The organism is Wolbachia endosymbiont (group B) of Apotomis betuletana (assembly GCF_947250475.1).
Taxonomy (GTDB): Bacteria; Pseudomonadota; Alphaproteobacteria; order Rickettsiales; family Anaplasmataceae; genus Wolbachia.
Genome location: NZ_OX366320.1, coordinates 606,714 through 622,213, shown reverse-complemented (window position 1 = coordinate 622,213; position 15,500 = coordinate 606,714). Strand labels below are relative to the sequence as shown.

15 protein-coding genes are annotated in these 15,500 nt (G+C 33.1%); 6 read left to right on the top strand and 9 right to left on the bottom strand.

The annotated features are described in order from the left end of the window. Position 1: 1 nt before the first annotated feature. The 3 genes from OOK82_RS02795 to OOK82_RS02785 form a co-directional block, all read right to left on the bottom strand. Positions 2 to 481 (bottom strand): hypothetical protein, encoded by a 480-nt coding sequence (locus OOK82_RS02795; protein WP_264704420.1) that lies wholly within the window; start codon positions 479 to 481, stop codon positions 2 to 4. A 159-nt stretch (positions 482 to 640) separates the two neighbouring features. Beyond that, positions 641 to 892, bottom strand: a complete 252-nt coding sequence (locus tag OOK82_RS02790; RefSeq protein ID WP_264704419.1) for a hypothetical protein — start codon at positions 890 to 892, stop codon at positions 641 to 643. A gap of 75 nt (positions 893 to 967) precedes the next feature. Next, positions 968 to 1,195, bottom strand: a complete 228-nt coding sequence (locus OOK82_RS02785) for a hypothetical protein (RefSeq protein ID WP_064085506.1) — start codon at positions 1,193 to 1,195, stop codon at positions 968 to 970. Positions 1,196 to 1,582: 387 nt separating this feature from the next. On the opposite strand from OOK82_RS02785, the gene OOK82_RS02780 reads away from it, so the two are divergent. Next, positions 1,583 to 2,920 carry an alanine:cation symporter family protein gene (locus OOK82_RS02780; protein ID WP_264687251.1) on the top strand — a complete coding sequence of 446 codons (1,338 nt, stop codon included), beginning with the start codon at positions 1,583 to 1,585 and terminating at the stop codon, positions 2,918 to 2,920. 380 nt (positions 2,921 to 3,300) lie between these two features. Beyond that, positions 3,301 to 5,568, top strand: a complete 2,268-nt coding sequence (locus tag OOK82_RS02775) for a hypothetical protein (RefSeq protein WP_264704418.1) — start codon at positions 3,301 to 3,303, stop codon at positions 5,566 to 5,568. On the opposite strand, the gene OOK82_RS02770 is transcribed toward OOK82_RS02775, so the two are convergent. The 4 genes from OOK82_RS02770 to OOK82_RS02755 form a co-directional block, all read right to left on the bottom strand. Continuing rightward, positions 5,555 to 6,145 (bottom strand): Maf family nucleotide pyrophosphatase, encoded by a 591-nt coding sequence (locus OOK82_RS02770; protein ID WP_264686397.1) that lies wholly within the window; start codon positions 6,143 to 6,145, stop codon positions 5,555 to 5,557. The genes OOK82_RS02775 and OOK82_RS02770 overlap by 14 nt on opposite strands. Then, positions 6,123 to 6,386, bottom strand: a complete 264-nt coding sequence (infA, locus tag OOK82_RS02765) for a translation initiation factor IF-1 (RefSeq protein WP_052264695.1) — start codon at positions 6,384 to 6,386, stop codon at positions 6,123 to 6,125. Before infA ends, OOK82_RS02770 begins: the two co-directional genes overlap by 23 nt. A gap of 71 nt (positions 6,387 to 6,457) precedes the next feature. Then, positions 6,458 to 8,587: a hypothetical protein gene (locus OOK82_RS02760; RefSeq protein ID WP_264704417.1), complete on the bottom strand. Its 2,130-nt coding sequence runs from the start codon at positions 8,585 to 8,587 to the stop codon at positions 6,458 to 6,460. 158 nt (positions 8,588 to 8,745) lie between these two features. Then, positions 8,746 to 10,023: an adenylosuccinate synthase gene (locus OOK82_RS02755; protein ID WP_264686399.1), complete on the bottom strand. Its 1,278-nt coding sequence runs from the start codon at positions 10,021 to 10,023 to the stop codon at positions 8,746 to 8,748. A gap of 179 nt (positions 10,024 to 10,202) precedes the next feature. Here OOK82_RS02755 and OOK82_RS02750 point away from each other — a divergent pair, with 179 nt between their 5' ends. Then, positions 10,203 to 11,735 carry a hypothetical protein gene (locus tag OOK82_RS02750; RefSeq protein ID WP_007302823.1) on the top strand — a complete coding sequence of 511 codons (1,533 nt, stop codon included), beginning with the start codon at positions 10,203 to 10,205 and terminating at the stop codon, positions 11,733 to 11,735. A gap of 371 nt (positions 11,736 to 12,106) precedes the next feature. Here OOK82_RS02750 and argB read toward each other — a convergent pair whose 3' ends face one another. Continuing rightward, a complete protein-coding gene (gene argB, locus OOK82_RS02745) occupies positions 12,107 to 13,045 on the bottom strand; it encodes an acetylglutamate kinase (protein ID WP_017531630.1) in 939 nt (312 codons plus the stop codon). Next, on the bottom strand, positions 13,020 to 13,616 hold the full coding sequence (gene yihA, locus OOK82_RS02740; RefSeq protein ID WP_369800778.1) for a ribosome biogenesis GTP-binding protein YihA/YsxC: 597 nt from the start codon (positions 13,614 to 13,616) through the stop codon (positions 13,020 to 13,022). The genes argB and yihA overlap by 26 nt, the downstream gene beginning before the upstream one ends. 110 nt (positions 13,617 to 13,726) lie before the next feature. Here yihA and prfA point away from each other — a divergent pair, with 110 nt between their 5' ends. The 3 genes from prfA (at position 13,727) to OOK82_RS02725 (ending at position 15,379) form a co-directional block, all read left to right on the top strand. After that, on the top strand, positions 13,727 to 14,818 hold the full coding sequence (gene prfA, locus OOK82_RS02735) for a peptide chain release factor 1 (RefSeq protein ID WP_010401258.1): 1,092 nt from the start codon (positions 13,727 to 13,729) through the stop codon (positions 14,816 to 14,818). A 118-nt stretch (positions 14,819 to 14,936) separates the two neighbouring features. Then, entirely contained in the window at positions 14,937 to 15,200 is a 264-nt protein-coding gene (locus tag OOK82_RS02730) for a hypothetical protein (protein WP_264375588.1), read from the top strand. After that, positions 15,194 to 15,379 (top strand): hypothetical protein, encoded by a 186-nt coding sequence (locus OOK82_RS02725; RefSeq protein ID WP_264686401.1) that lies wholly within the window; start codon positions 15,194 to 15,196, stop codon positions 15,377 to 15,379. The genes OOK82_RS02730 and OOK82_RS02725 overlap by 7 nt, the downstream gene beginning before the upstream one ends. Positions 15,380 to 15,500: the final 121 nt, after the last annotated feature.

Here is a 15,500-nt window from a genome sequence, read left to right as displayed (position 1 = left end):
ATTATGACTTTGAAAGAGCTGCTTGCTTATTAACTCCTGTAGTAATTTGTATGCTTTCCACACTTGTTGGAGGATAAAATCCTTTTATTACTTCAGAGCCTTCTCGCTTTAAATATGACAATGCTTCATATAAAGTCTTCGCTTCATATTGTCTTCCTACTTTTACTTCTTTATGTGCAGCTAATTGATCCCAAGTAACACCATTGCTTTCAATAAACTCTACAGAACCATTATCGCTAATGCTAATTTTCATTTTACGCTCTTTCCCCTCAACATACCAATTTAAATTCATATAATATGAGCCATTAGCTACTTCATAAATTCTTACTCCATTCTCATCAACTCTGCAGCGTATTCCCCTTGTTTCACACTTGCTTTTACTAGGCAGTAATAATGTAATTCCATCTACACCATATTTTCTGCATAGATCACTATTTAAAACATCAACCACATTTATTGATTTTGTAGAATCGCCAAGCATAATTCTGAGTGCAGGCTTAATCTTACCTTTCTTTCTACTTTCTTTAATTCCTATATATTCTAAAGTATTGTCTTTTATACTTTCAATTACATCTTGTGCAATTTTTTTAGCAATTTTGCCTACAATATTTTTGCTATCGTACTTATTAGCATATTTGTATTAATATCTTCCATTAACTTCATATCTATACTTTTCCTGTCCTTCTTCACTAGGAACCACAGTAGAAAAGTGTTTAAACCACACTTCATCATCATCAATACTAACTTCTTCGTTCTTATCTCCAGAATCTACAGATATTTTGCTACCTGGGCTTACATTTTTAAAGAACTTATCCTTTGCACGTAAATAAAAATTTTCATTTGTATTTTGATTCAGGTCAGTTTTAATTAGACCTTTAGGATTATCTAACATATACCTCCACACATTAAATTATATAGAGGTATATCAGTGTTGACCTTCTAGGTCAACACTAAACAATAACAAAAACTATAGTTGTTTCTTTTCACCTGCTAAAGATTGTGCTTGTGCTCCATCTACACTTGTTGAATGTTGCTTCAATATGTGATTTAGATATTCTCGTACTTCATCAGTGTATTTAATGCTCTTGTAGCTTAAACTTCTTATCAACACCTTGCCTAAATGAAAAATATTTCCTCTTTCTTGGAGAAATTTGTTATATTCATTGCAGTTACTGACTTTCATTTGCTGTGGCATATTTTTTCTTCAATGGTTAAATGGCTATTCTATAATGAATTTTGTCAGTAACTGCCAGTTCTTTTCTCTTGAGTGATGCAACAAAGCCATCCCAGTGTCAAGCACTGGAATGACACCCATTTCTTTCTAGTGTCCCCTTTCTTGTCATTCAAGTATCCTTTTCTTATCATCCGAGTAGCTAAAACTATGATCCATTGTTCATTTTCTGGATTCCAGTCTGGAATGACATTGTTTTAACATTGTACCATATTACAATGTTCATACAGTTGTGATTGGTATGACAAGATAAGAGGTGCTAGAATAATGGAACCGAAGTCATACATAGAAAATAGGTTAGGTATTTTTCAACTTTTGCTATATACTCAAGTAAAAATCTCTCTTTTACAGATGGATACAGTAAAGTTTATTTTATTACTGCCAACAATACTACTCATACTAGTTGCTGGTGTTTACCTATCGGTTAAACTAAAATGGTTACAGATATTTAGACTACCGTATGCCCTTTCACTTATTGGAGCTAAAAGAGGAGAAAATAAATTTTCTTCTATAGCTGCTCTGTTTACAATCTTAGGGGGAAATTTAGGAGTAGGAAATATTTCAGGAACTGCTGTTGCTCTAAAAACCGGAGGACCGGGATCCATTTTATGGATGGCAATCATTATTGTTGTTACTTCTGTGATAAAATATGTTACTTGTTACCTAAGTATAAAAACCAGAAAAGAAAAAAATGGACGGTTTATAGGTGGACCTGTAGCCTACATGAATGACTCATTTAACTCTAGCAAAGCTACAATTGTGTTTCTAATTGTTATGGTAATAGTTTCAATAACAGTTGGTAATCTTGTTCAGGTAAATTCTCTATCAATACCACTCAGCATGGTAGATGTACCTGTAGTTATTGGCGGCATTGTAATGGCCATAATATTTTTTGTTGTTGCAGCTCTCAGCTTAAAAAAAATTAAAATTTTTATATCGGCTATGATACCGATAATGACGGTGAGTTACCTTACACTTTGCGGTATAATATTATTTAAGTTTAGTGAAAATATCCTTCCTTCTCTAAAATTAATAACAAGCAGTTTTTTTACAACTAGTAGCTTTAACTCTGGTTTATCTTTAGGTTTAATTTTAGAAATGTTGACTATTATTCAAGTTGGAACTTTGCGAGGTATTTTTGCAACAGATATAGGACTTGGCCTCGAAGGAATTGTACACTCCTCGATTACTCCTAAAAAAAATAACAATAAATTTATCATTGAACAGAGTCTAATCACAATAATATCTCCTTTTATAGTTGCACTCATAGTATTCATTACAACAATGGTACTGCTTGTCACAGATTCTTGGATTACTGATTTAGAGAGCACTAACATGTGCATATTTGCTTTTAGAAAAGCTATGAATTGGCCCTATATTGACTATTTTATTATGACCATAATGTTTTGCTTTGCATTTACTACTATTTTTACTTGGTTTTTTTGTTCAAAACAAACAATACGCTATGTATCTATGGATAATAAATACACCAAAATCTGGACTGTAGTTTTTACCTTAATCATTCCATTTGGTGCAATTGGTGGAGTTAAGTTACTCTGGGATATAGCTGATATCTCGATTGCTGCTTTGCTTTTTATTAACATACTTGCTATACTCAAGCTCACTTCTCAAGATCCAGAAGTATTTACTATGAGTAGCAAATACTTGAAGTTGCAAAAACAGAGCTAAAGCAATATTTTAAGTTGTCATCCCAGTCTGGAATCCAGCCTTTCATGAACTTCATCAAAAATGTTATGTTTTAACATAATAATTTTATGCTCACTAACTGAGTGCGACTGGATCCCAGTGTCAGCTACTAGAATGACATACTTTTTGGTGAAAATTACTCTTATATTATAACGTTTGTAGTTATGAATTTGACTATAGGATCAAGTCTAGAAAAATCTAGATTCCAGACTGGAATGACAACTTAAATTGCTTGATGTGAACATAAAATAGCTCATGTCATCACGTTAGCAATACAACTTCTTTAATAAAAACTAAATCAATTCCCGTAATAATTGTACTAGCTAAGGCTAAAAGGCAGAGGGTTATTAGTGAGGGAAAATATGAATACTCAAAGCACACAACAATATCATGAATTCATTCGAGGATTTTTTACTTTATTCGATGAAATAAAAAAGGAAGACGACCCAATTTATAATTCCAGAGTTGGTTTTAATGCAGTAAAGTTTCTAATAAAGCACCCCATCTGGAATTTGGAGATAGATGAAGACAAAAATAAAGCTTATGAAGTTATTCTTCCAGAGCAGAACAAGATAAAGAAAGCCGAACAAAAGCTTGAAAGTGAAGTTAAAGCAAGGTTAAAAGAGTATGTTGATGATATCGCAGGAGTTTCAATATATGGCGATCACGCAAGTATTACACTGGGAGATGACAAAAAAGAGTTTAAAATCAGCGAGTTTTTAAATAGTGACTTTTGTCAGAAGAAAGGAATTTCGGGATTTTCAACGCTGCATAGTGATGGAAAGAGCGGAATGCACGGTTTTGTTGCCGAAGAAGGAGAGAAAAGAATAAGGCATTATGTTGTAACCGATGGTTCATATGAAATGACTTTGAATTGGCATGACAAAAATGGAAAAAAATGTACTATCAAAATCAAGATTGATAAAGATGGTGTAGATCTAACTGAACGTAATGGTGTTACTGAGGAACAATTAAAAGCAAACACAGATGTAAAAATAGGTGGCTTATTCCTATATCAAATACAATTCAAGGAGAAAGGACAAGAACAAGAGAAACAACAATCATCTGAAACTTTCATAGAAAGTGATATTAGTAAAGGTATTGGCGTTCAAGCTACTCAAGATCAAGAAGTTGAGTTTAAGCATGTAACGACTAGCACTACAAATTCTAATAACGCATCTGCTAAAAAGATTCCACCGTCACTTCCACCTAGAGCTAGTTCATTACCTAATAATCAGAAAAAAGATGAGTATCAGCCAATACGGATTAATAGTAGAAATAACTACAATTCTCCATATTCTGATGCTTCTTCAAGCAGTACTATTTTCACCAAGTCTGTAATCTACAATCAAGATAATACACAAGAGGATGAACGGTATGACAATCCTACATTTGCTACATTTGGACATGCTGTACCTGGAAGCCGAAAATCAGATGAAAGTGAGCAAATATCTAATAATCGGCAAAAAGGTGCAATTTTTGATCCTACAACTACTGAAAGCGCTGCACCAGTACAAGACGTTGCATTCAAAAAAGTTAAAGATGCATTTAAGTATGAAAACGCTAAAGAATCACGCAATACTGGAAATAAGCAACCACTAAATGATGTAGCTTCGATTCTTGCATGGAAAGCAAAAAATGAGTTATTACGTAGTGAAAGTGAGTATGATGAAGAATTTTCTGACTTCGAAGATGGTTGGAGCGATAACGAAGATGAGTATATAACGCTTTCAAATCCTCAATCAGATTATAAACAAGAAAAAGATTATCTTAGCACTAAGGAAAACGAAGAAAGAGGAAACAATAAACAAAAAGAAACCGAAGATAAATTACAAGAAAATGAATCTCTAGAATACAGCTCAACAGACATAAAAACAAACGATTCGGGCTATTCATCTCCAACTCACTCTAATCATGAAAAATCTCGAGTAAATTCTGGACAGTTAAAAGCGAGCCTAATGAATGTTGAACAAAGAGATGATACCCTACTTACGGAATTTACCAGTAAGTTGGATAAAGAAACTCAGAAGTTCCCACTAAAACCGGTGGATCAGAAAGAAATGAGCGAACAAATCAAAGAACATTTATTAGCAGCTGGATTGCTAAAAGACAATGCAGAGGAGAAAGAAATAAACGACTCAGGTTACTCATCTCCAACTTACACTAGTAACTATAATTTTCAGGTCAATTCTGAGCAATTAGAGAAGAAATTAGAAACCATTGAACCAAAAGATACATTGGAAAAATTGAATAAAGGATTGAGAGAACCTTCACACCAGGCTACTAAAGATTTATTCTCAGAAAGTATGTTGAAAGAAATAAAAGAAGGTAAAAAATATGACCCTGTACGTAAGTTATTAGAAAGAAAAGTGGCAGAACAAGAAGCAGAACAAGAAAATGATAATACTAATCTGACTATAGACAAAAATAGCGAACTATATAAATTGCTAGAAAAAGATGCAGCACAACTGAAAGCTGGAATAGTAGAAGAGGAAAGAAAAGATACTTTAACAGAACGCAATGATAGTCCTGATCGCAATAGAATTGCATTAGCAAATAGAAATAGAATCTGGGCTAAACTTATTGCTGAAGAAAAACAAAAAAAGGACAGTGGTATTAGTATAGGTTAAAGTAATTACTTAGCAAGCAATGGGTTTCATGTAATGGTAACCCTATTACAGAAGAGTATGAGCCACGTAAAAATAATACAAACATTCCTGCAAGACCTTGTATGTTGCACCCCCCTGCCCTGTTTTTCCACTCTTCTGATGCTAAATAATATTTAATTTCTTGTTCGCTGAGACGCTTAAATTTCACTATTGTAACTACAGTCCTAATATGCTGTTTAGATTGATCAGGAGTTAATAAACACACACTGGTGTATACTCTATGCCTTCTTCCTGATAACAAGCGAACGCATTTTTCTGCTTGCTCAACGTTTTCAGCTTTGAGCAGTATCCTTCTACCACAAGCAACAACTGTATCAACACCAAGCACAAAGTAATTTGGATTTGAACTTTGTGTTTTCTCAGCTTTACTTTTTGCCATACGGATTGAGTAATCTCTTGGAAGTTCCTTTTTTAAAGGAACTTCATCTATGTCTGCTGGCAAAATTAAACCTGGCTCAATATTTATTTGTTTTAGTAAAGCTATACGCCTTTTCGATGATGAAGCAAGAATAAGATTATTTAGAGATCGTCCTGTCACTTGTACCTTTAAGCCTTCTAATTATCCTACCCTTTTTTGCATTCCTATCATAAACACTCATCTCAACCAACACCCTATCGCCTATAATTATGCGTATTTTACTTCTTCTCACTTTCCCTGATACATGACAGATAATCTCATGTTCATTGTCCAGCTTCACTCTAAATTCTGCTGCAGGTAGTAAAGCAGTTACTGCCCCTTCCACTTCAAAAATTGTTTTTGATTTGTCTTCTTTTATCATTGTCGTATTATAATTTAATAATCTTTTTCAGTCTACTATAGATTTTAAATTATTATCAATACAGGAGATTTTTATACTCTACTTGAGTATTGCTCTTGCAACTTAACTCCAATCATCTCCTTAACAATGCAAGAGGAAAGCGAGCTACCTACGCTTCTACTCTCTACTACCTTCTCAATAGAAGTTATGTTAGAAGATAAATCATTATCACAATTTTCCTCATCGCTATCAAGTCCACTATCAAAACTTGAAGATCTGGATAACTCTGTCTTCTTTTGTGAGGCACTATCAGGCTCACTAAAAACGTTTCCTGCTAGAGTATAAAATTGATGATTGAAGCTTCTTTGTTCAATAGAACTCATGTTAGAAGATAAACCATTATCACTACCATATCCGCCATCAGAGCTTGAAGATCTGAGTAACGTCATCTTTTCTTCCAGTGGAACACAAGACTCATTATTAGTCTCATTAAAAATATTTCTTGTTGGAGTATAAAATTGATTATTGAGGCTTCTTTGTTCATCAGCATGAATTTTTTCTCCCAGTCCATCAGCTATTTCTACAACTTTATCATCCCATTCATTCTCACACTCTAGCTTGCTTCTTAACTCTTCAACTTCCCATGCTAGTTTGCATATCTCTTGTTCATAAGATTCCAGTTGTGCTTTATGCTCATCTTTCAACTCTTGCACTTGAAGTTTTAAATTGCTTATATACTTCTCCTTTTCCTTCATTATGTGTGCTGCTTCTTTTAATTTGTCTTCTAACTCCTTCTTTTCTGTATTAACACCTTTTAGCTTACCCTCTAGCTTTCCTTTTGCTTCACATACATTTTTAAGTTCTTGTGCTTTCTCTTGTAACTCTGCTAACACACTTGCTAACTTTTCATCTTTTTGTGCCAGTTCAGTTTGCAATTCCGTGTTTTTTCGCTCTTCTTTTCCAAAACTGTTTTGTAAATCAGTTATTTGTTGTGAAGCAATTTCTGGTTGAGTTTCAGTGTGCTGTAAATTGGCTTCCAATGCATTGCTATTAATAGAAGGAGAAGAAGGAAGGCTATTATCAGCATCAACTTTATGATCTAACTTCCCCTCTGGTTCCTTACCTTGATAAGCCACCATAGATTCATTGTAAAGATTAATAGGAGTAGCCCTATTCTCTTCTAGTGATTCCATTACAGCATCATATAAGGAGAGACCTTGAATATATAATTCATCGTTTTGCTTTATTAATTCTAGAATCTCCTTCGATGAAACAAAATCTTCACCATTAAATTTTAGTATTTCAGTTATGCCATCGCTACTCACATTCATAATCATGGTACACATTCCTGATCCATCTTTTGCAGCCCAAGTGCTTTTCATTTCATAATATGCACCTTCTTTAAATTCATAATATCTTTTCTTATCTTTTTTATGAGCGTGTATTTCATGTTTTTTATTGCAATAGATATTCAGTTCTTTAATATCTTTCTCTTGCTGTAAAACGTCACTAATCTTTGTTGGCTCACTATTGTCGTAATGAGTAAGGTTAATATTCAAAACTTTATTATTATTGTCAATTTCTTCACAGTAAACTTGAAAGTCCTCTTTCCATTTTCCAAAATACCTACTTGCAACTTCTTTTCCTTCCTTTACTAACTCTATGTATTTACCTATATTTTTCTCAAAGTCCTCATTAACAGGCTTTTCTCTTTCTTTTACTGCTTCATCCACATACATTCGCTTAAAATCATTATCACCTATTAGATTACTAAAACGCCAATTACCATAAGCTTTTTGTATATCAGTAAAGTCCATCTTTTCTCTCAAAAGCGCTAATAAGCTTATCTTATCTCTCAAATTTTCTAACTCACAATCGAGAAAATCATCGAAACTGCATAACTTTTTATACAGTTCCCTATCTTCTATAATTGAGCGAAGAAATTTCATTATAGTAAGGTTCTTAATGGAAGGCTCATTTTTTTCTGCATCATTAATATAGCTTTTGAGAAATTGAAATATACCAAGCCCATCACTATCTTGGACAAACTTCTCTCTATCATTAACACAATTGTTGCCCTGTGATGAACATAATCTATTATGCAATTTTTGCAAGTCATGTATTGACTTAACTACATATTCTGCAACTGACAATTCTCTCGGCTGATCACTTGTTTTTTCCGCTCTTACTGCTTTGTCTCCCTTAGTCAAACCTGCAATCATAATACGCCTCCTTTAACTATGTTTATATTATAACAATCAACATGTATTTAAGAAAAATCACACTGCTCACTGTATGTTTACGCTGCTACTTTGCATAATAGATTGCTTGAAGTCACACAAGTATCGTTTTTTATTAGATAAAAGTTAACAAGACGTTTTCATAGATTTTTAAGCTTAATAACATCCTCTCTATTGGGACTAGTTGAAATTAGATGAATTGGTACACCTATTAATTCTTCTATTTTTCTCACATATTTCATCAAATTTGCAGGTAATTCCTTAACTGACCTTTTGCCTTGAGTTTTCTCTTTCCAACCAGGAAATTCTTCATATATTGGCTCTAATTCTTTTTGTATTGAATGTGATGCGGGTAAATAATCATACATTTTTCCGCCATACTTATAACCAGTGCCTATTTTAATAGTATCAAAAGAATCAAGAATATCTAATTTGGTTAATACAATGCTTGAAACTCCAGAGAGTTGTACGGCCTGGCGCACTAAAACTGCGTCAAACCATCCGCAGCGCCTTCTTCTATTGCTTACTGTTCCAAGTTCCTTACCTATAGAAAATAAGCTGTCTCCAATCTCGTTATTTTGTTCAGTAGGAAATGGACCATTACCCACTCTTGTTGTATACGCTTTTGCTACACCAATAATGTGAGCATTGTAGGATAATCCTGAGCCTGTTATCGCTTGCGATGCTACGGTATTACTTGAAGTAACAAAAGGGTAAGTTCCGTGGTCGATATCTAAAAATGCGCCTTGAGCGCCTTCAAATATTATTTTCTTACCTTCTTTCATAAAATCATTTAGTATCTTCCACACAGGTTTTTTATATAAAAGAATTTTTTCTGAAATCTCTTGAATTTCCTTTAATATTTCTTCTTTTTTAACTACCTGGTAGTTAAGTCCTTTTCTGATAACATTATGGTAACTCAGGAGAGCATCCACTCTTTGATTGAGCTCATCTGTGTTTTCTAAGTCACAAAGGCGTATAGCTCTCCTGCCAACTTTATCTTCATAACATGGCCCTATCCCTTTGTTTGTTGTACCAATTTTGTGATTTCCGTTTAAATCTTCAAATAGCTTTTCCTTGTCCTTATGTACGCTAAGTATTAATGGACAGCTCTCGGATACCATCAAGTTGTTATAGTTTACGTCCACTCCTTTAACTTTCAATGACTCTATTTCTGAGACTAGAGCATGTGAATCAAGAGCAACACCGTTTCCTATAATAGATATTTTGTCCGCTCTCAAAACAGCAGAGGGCAGTAAATTTAATTTATAAACCTCATCATCTATTACTATAGTGTGCCCTGCATTATTTCCTCCCTGAAATCTCACAACTACATCTGCATTCTCAGAAAGATAATCTACTATTTTACCCTTGCCTTCGTCACCCCATTGCAGACCAACAATTACAATATTATTCATCACTATTTTCTAGATTAATACGTAAATATTAATGCAGCATGCTACAAATGAAAAGAGAAATCTACGCCTTTCCTATATCCCTAAAATAAAGAAATAGACTATCGACTTTTTTATATATTATAAAATTATTCATCATTATATGGTACAACTTACAGCATATTTATAGTAAGGTGTTAATTATGAAAGAGGCAAAGAAGAGTCCGGTAGTTAGATTAAAGGCCACAGCTAAAGAATTCAATTTTAGTAAATTAAGAGCAGATCAAGATAATAAATTAGCGAATTCCGGTGAAACAATGTTCTTAGATTTTCAAAGAATGAATTTTATTATTAATGAAAAAGAAATAGATAAAAATTTTATTATTGCATTTAAGGAAGGAGCTAAAGATTATAAAAATGAGATTTTTAACCGTGATAATTTTGATAACCTCTCTGAAGAAGGTAAAGCTTTTATGGAACCAGTACTTAAGGAGCTTGATCAAGATAGACTATCTGAAGTTTGGGAAAATCATTGTAATAGCCCTACAGTTGCTGATGAAAAAAAAATTGATGAATATAGAAAGGAATTTGAGAGATTTTATAACGCAGGGAGAAGCTCTTATCATCTATTCTCCAAAAAAGATTACCGTGCATTAGCAAAGGAAATTTTCAAGGAAATGTTCAGGTACGCTGGGGCAGAAGTTCCAAGTAATGCTATTTTAGAAGAGCTAGTCACCAATTGTAATCAAGCAGGGTATGAAGCTGGTATATTTAATGAATCTCATGCAGCACTCAGTAGTTGTAGCTTGATTCCACATAGTCCTAAAAAAGCGCTAAACATTTACTGCACTGATCACAACCACATAAAAGTGAAGTCTGATATGGCAATGCCTATAACCACGCTTAACAATCCGAAAGAGAAAATATGTGACCTATCCAGCTCATTAGAATTCACACTTGAATCTCAAGATAGCAAAAATGGTATAATATATAAAGAAGGTAAGTTATCACTTACTATTCCTGAAGAGCTAAAAAACTATAAAGATAATGGCAAGAGCTTGTTTGACATTATTAAAGAATATTTTCAGAAATTCTGTGCAGAACTAGGATTTAAATATGAGACAAAAATACAAATAGAGCATGACTTAGGTACTCAAATCAAAGTAAATAACTATTTAGATGGTACGATATCAACCATAGGATCAGATGCAAATGAAGAATTTATTAATCTTTTAAGCAAAAACCTCAGAGAGAAGTTATTGGAATCAGGAGTTGCTCTAGGAGGTGAAGATGTTGATGATATTATTGAAGTCAGAGTATCTGCAGTTATGGATCTACTGCGTGATTATACTAAATTGGAAGATAATAAAGAAAACAGAGAGTTATTAATAAGTGAAGTAGCAGATAATTTAGGGCTTTCCACTCAAGATAAAACAGCATCAGAAGTATTGATGGAATTAAACTCTTTACCTTCTTCGATAAAAGGTCAGGTTAATCATAATCAAGTGCAGTTTGTTGTAAATATTTTTACCAATTTAATTGTTGAAGGAAAAAGCGAAGTATACAAAGAAAAAAATGCAATTAATGCAATTGATGCAATTCATCAGAAGATAGATAAGGCAATTGTTGAGCAAGAAAAAAGAGCAACCAACAAACAAGATATAGAGAATGATAAATGGACAGATAAAATAAAAAAACAGAGATTATCTATGGAATCACATGGGCATTTGCATTAAAGATACTGTGTACAGAGGCGTAGTATGCTCAATTTTCGCCTTTCATTTAAAGCACTCAAATTGATCAAACACACTCAATCCAAAGCGTTTGTAGATTCGATATCTTGAGTAACTTGACGCAGAGAGAATTGTATACCTTAGTCAACTTTTCTAGCGGTATCCATAAGGTAAATCATTATTTGAGTGTTACACCCAAGCCCTCTTTATTTTCCTCTGTTATCAAGCTAAAAATACCATTTGCTTTCATTATGTATACGAAACTATTATGCTTGCAAGAAAAAAAAACCTAAAAAACTGGAAAAGAGAATAGGAATTTGACATAAGCTATTCCCAAATTTTCAATGTTCATATGGTTATAAGCAGTACAGCTATTAATCGTCCATTATTGATATACCTGAATTATTCTCAGTAAATAAATCAAGTATAATGTTAGGTACTCTACCATCAACTATGTGAACAACCCCTGCACATTCTTCTACCATTTTAGTATATGACATAAGCCTTTCAACAAATTTTTCTCCTTTAATTTTTCCACAATCAATCGATTCTTTTAAATTTTTAATCAAGACTCTTCCATTGCCAACTTTGTTTATTTCTTCATCTGTATCACTCAAGATTATCATTTTAGATGCGTAAACTGCAAGTGCAATTGCACTTGCAGTGCTATCAGTATCAATATGATATGTTTCTCCATTTTTTCCATAACCGATAGGTGCAATAACTGGTATAGAATCTGATTCTTCAATAAAGAATAATATATCAGGATTGATTTCAGTTGGTCTACCGATAAATCCCATGTCTAGTATTTTTTCAATATTATTTAATCTATTTTCCCTAAGCGTAGTGCTTATCTTTTCAGCTTTTATGAGGTTGCCATCTTTTCCACATAGTCCAATAGCTGAACCACCAGCAGAATTTATATGCTGAACAATTTTTTTATTAATTGAACCACACAGTGCCATTTCAATAATTTTCATAGTGCTTTTGTCTGTAAGTCTGACACCATTTATAAACTTATCATTCATACCTAGCATTTTTAACACTAAGTTAATTTCATATTCTCCGTCATGAACTACCACCGGATTTATACCAAGCTGTTTCAACAGAACAACATTATGCGCAAAAGCACTAAGCAGCGTTTCATCTGAGATTATTACACTGCTGCATTTGATGATAAAAGTTTCGCCTACAAATTTAGGTATGTTAGACAGAACTTCAAATAATATTTCTGTTTTTTCCTTCAATGGCATCTTACCATTTAAAGATTCATCACTTTTCATTTTTTTATCTTGTAAATTTGAAAAACTCATCTCTTACCTTGGTGATTTTATGCTTAACACGAATGCTTATTTGATGAATTGATACATGTTCATTATTAACCCACTTTTGAGTATTTTCTAGAATAGCATCTAGACTTTCCTGATTCACTTTATCTATTTTTGTTAGCACAATATTAAAGTTAATATTATTACATATTAACCAATAAACAAAGTCTTTGTCTATTTCTTTTAATCCTACCTTGCTATCTATAAGCACAAACACTCTTTTTAGATTTCTCCTGTGAATTAGATAGTACTCAATTAGGTTTAAGTATTGTACTGCTTCTTCCTTGCTTGCACAAGAATAGCCATAACCCGGTAGGTCGACAATCCTAAACTTATCATTGTACATAGAGTAAAAATTTATTTGTCTAGTGCATCCAGGTTTAGAAGAAACTCTTGCAGCTTTTTTGCTGTTTATCAGCAAGTTGATTAAACTTGATTTTCCTACGTTTGATCTACCAGCAAATGCAATCTCTGGAGCCGACTCATCTGGTAATGATTTTTTGTCTGAAGCTCCAAATATGAAGCTGCAGATTGATGTTATCTGTTTTGCCATTATACTTAGGTAGAAATATTCGAGACAATTATAGTGTTATTGCTTGATATAAGAAATTTTTTATTTCAGTATATATTACTTACTTAAACAGCTGAAAACTAGACCTGTACTATATGGATATAGAGAATAATTTACAAGACTTAAAAAAAAAGTTTTCTGATGTAGAGAGAAATCTGGAAAACCCTACCAATTTGAGTCAAAAAGAATTCGTTAGTTTTTCAAAGGAATACTCTGAACTCAGACCAATTATCGAGATAATCGATGAATATAATATATTAAAAGAGGAAATTTCAGATTTAGAAGAAATCATGAAAGATGAGAACAGCGATGGTGATATAAAAGAGTTAGCAAAAGAAGAACTTCTTGAGAAGCAAAAGATACTATTACCGAAAGTAAAAGCAAAACTAAAGTTGGCATTATTACCCAAAGATGAAGATGACTCAAGAAATGCAATATTAGAAATTAGAGCAGGCACAGGCGGAGAAGAAGCAGCATTATTTGCAGCGATGTTATTTCGTATGTATCAAAAATATGCAGAAAGAAGAAATTGGAAGTTTGAGCCAATAAGTATTTCTAATACAGGTATAGGTGGCTATAAGGAAGCTTCTGCACTCATTAATGGAACAGAAGTTTTTGCAAGACTGAAATTTGAGTCAGGGGTGCACAGAGTACAAAGAGTGCCAGAAACTGAATCCTCAGGAAGATTGCACACTTCCGCAGCTACTGTTGCAATATTACCTGAAGTAGAAGAGGTTGACTTTGAAATAGAAGAAAAAGATTTACGCATAGATGTTTATAGATCCAGTGGTCCTGGAGGGCAATCAGTGAATACAACTGACAGCGCAGTAAGGGTCACCCACTTGCCAACAGGGATAGTTGTAATACAGCAAGATGAAAAATCGCAGCACAAAAATAAGGCTAAAGCGCTCAAAGTGTTGAGAGCAAGGCTATACGAAATTGAAAGACAAAAAAAAGAAATGGAAAGGTCAACAATGAGGAAAAGCCAAATTGGTTCTGGAGATCGCTCTGAACGTATAAGAACTTATAACTTTCCACAATCAAGAATAACAGATCATAGAATTAATCTCACTTCACATCGACTAGAACAGATTATAAAAGAAGGTGAACTAGATGAATTTATTGAGGCATTGATTTCACGAAATGAAGCAGAAAGGTTGACTGGAGGGGGTAATGTTACTTTTTGATGGAAATTTGAAACAAAGCATAGGTATCAGGTTAAAAAGAAGTAAAGTTAGTTGTTCATAAGGTTGACAATTATTTAAATTTATGCTATAATTAGCAGCTCTATAACTTACAGAAACCATGGAAGTTGACTTTAATCAATATGTTAATAGTAACACCTTAGAGTTAAATAATCTATATGTATATATGGAAAAGCTAGTAAACTTTTTACAGAAAAAGCAAAATATTACAAGCTTGACTTTATCTAATTGTTATATTGATGCTCAGTGCGGAGAAGTTTTAAATGAAGCATTAGAGAATATTAATCTTCCAAATATTACTGAGTGTAAATTAACTTCTAGCATTATTGGCGCAGAAGGCTCAATAGCAATCACTAAATGTTAAAGAATGGTAACTTTCCAAATCTTATTAAACTTGATTTAATTTCTAATGATATTGATGTTGAAAGTGGAATAATATTAATGAGTGCGCTAAGGGGTGGTAGTTTTTCAAATATTAAAGAATTTAATTTACTTTATGACAACGTCTGCAACGAAGGCATAGCAGCATTACGTGAATCATAGAACAACAATATGCTTCCAAATCTTATTAAGTTTAGTTTTCCCTTTAGTATTACTAATGATAACAAAGATATGGAAATGTCAAGCGAATACCTATTCGGTTAATAGCATCATATAGAAAAAG

Coding starts and splice junctions, on each gene's coding strand:
- OOK82_RS02795 (WP_264704420.1), bottom strand. CDS start 481: ATGCTTGGCGATTCTACAAAATCAATAAATGTGGTTGATGTTTTAAAT.
- OOK82_RS02790 (WP_264704419.1), bottom strand. CDS start 892: ATGTTAGATAATCCTAAAGGTCTAATTAAAACTGACCTGAATCAAAAT.
- OOK82_RS02785 (WP_064085506.1), bottom strand. CDS start 1,195: ATGCCACAGCAAATGAAAGTCAGTAACTGCAATGAATATAACAAATTT.
- OOK82_RS02780 (WP_264687251.1), top strand. CDS start 1,583: ATGGATACAGTAAAGTTTATTTTATTACTGCCAACAATACTACTCATA.
- OOK82_RS02775 (WP_264704418.1), top strand. CDS start 3,301: ATGAATACTCAAAGCACACAACAATATCATGAATTCATTCGAGGATTT.
- infA (WP_052264695.1), bottom strand. CDS start 6,386: ATGATAAAAGAAGACAAATCAAAAACAATTTTTGAAGTGGAAGGGGCA.
- OOK82_RS02760 (WP_264704417.1), bottom strand. CDS start 8,587: ATGATTGCAGGTTTGACTAAGGGAGACAAAGCAGTAAGAGCGGAAAAA.
- OOK82_RS02755 (WP_264686399.1), bottom strand. CDS start 10,023: ATGAATAATATTGTAATTGTTGGTCTGCAATGGGGTGACGAAGGCAAG.
- OOK82_RS02750 (WP_007302823.1), top strand. CDS start 10,203: ATGAAAGAGGCAAAGAAGAGTCCGGTAGTTAGATTAAAGGCCACAGCT.
- argB (WP_017531630.1), bottom strand. CDS start 13,045: ATGAGTTTTTCAAATTTACAAGATAAAAAAATGAAAAGTGATGAATCT.
- prfA (WP_010401258.1), top strand. CDS start 13,727: ATGGATATAGAGAATAATTTACAAGACTTAAAAAAAAAGTTTTCTGAT.
- OOK82_RS02730 (WP_264375588.1), top strand. CDS start 14,937: ATGGAAGTTGACTTTAATCAATATGTTAATAGTAACACCTTAGAGTTA.
- OOK82_RS02725 (WP_264686401.1), top strand. CDS start 15,194: ATGTTAAAGAATGGTAACTTTCCAAATCTTATTAAACTTGATTTAATT.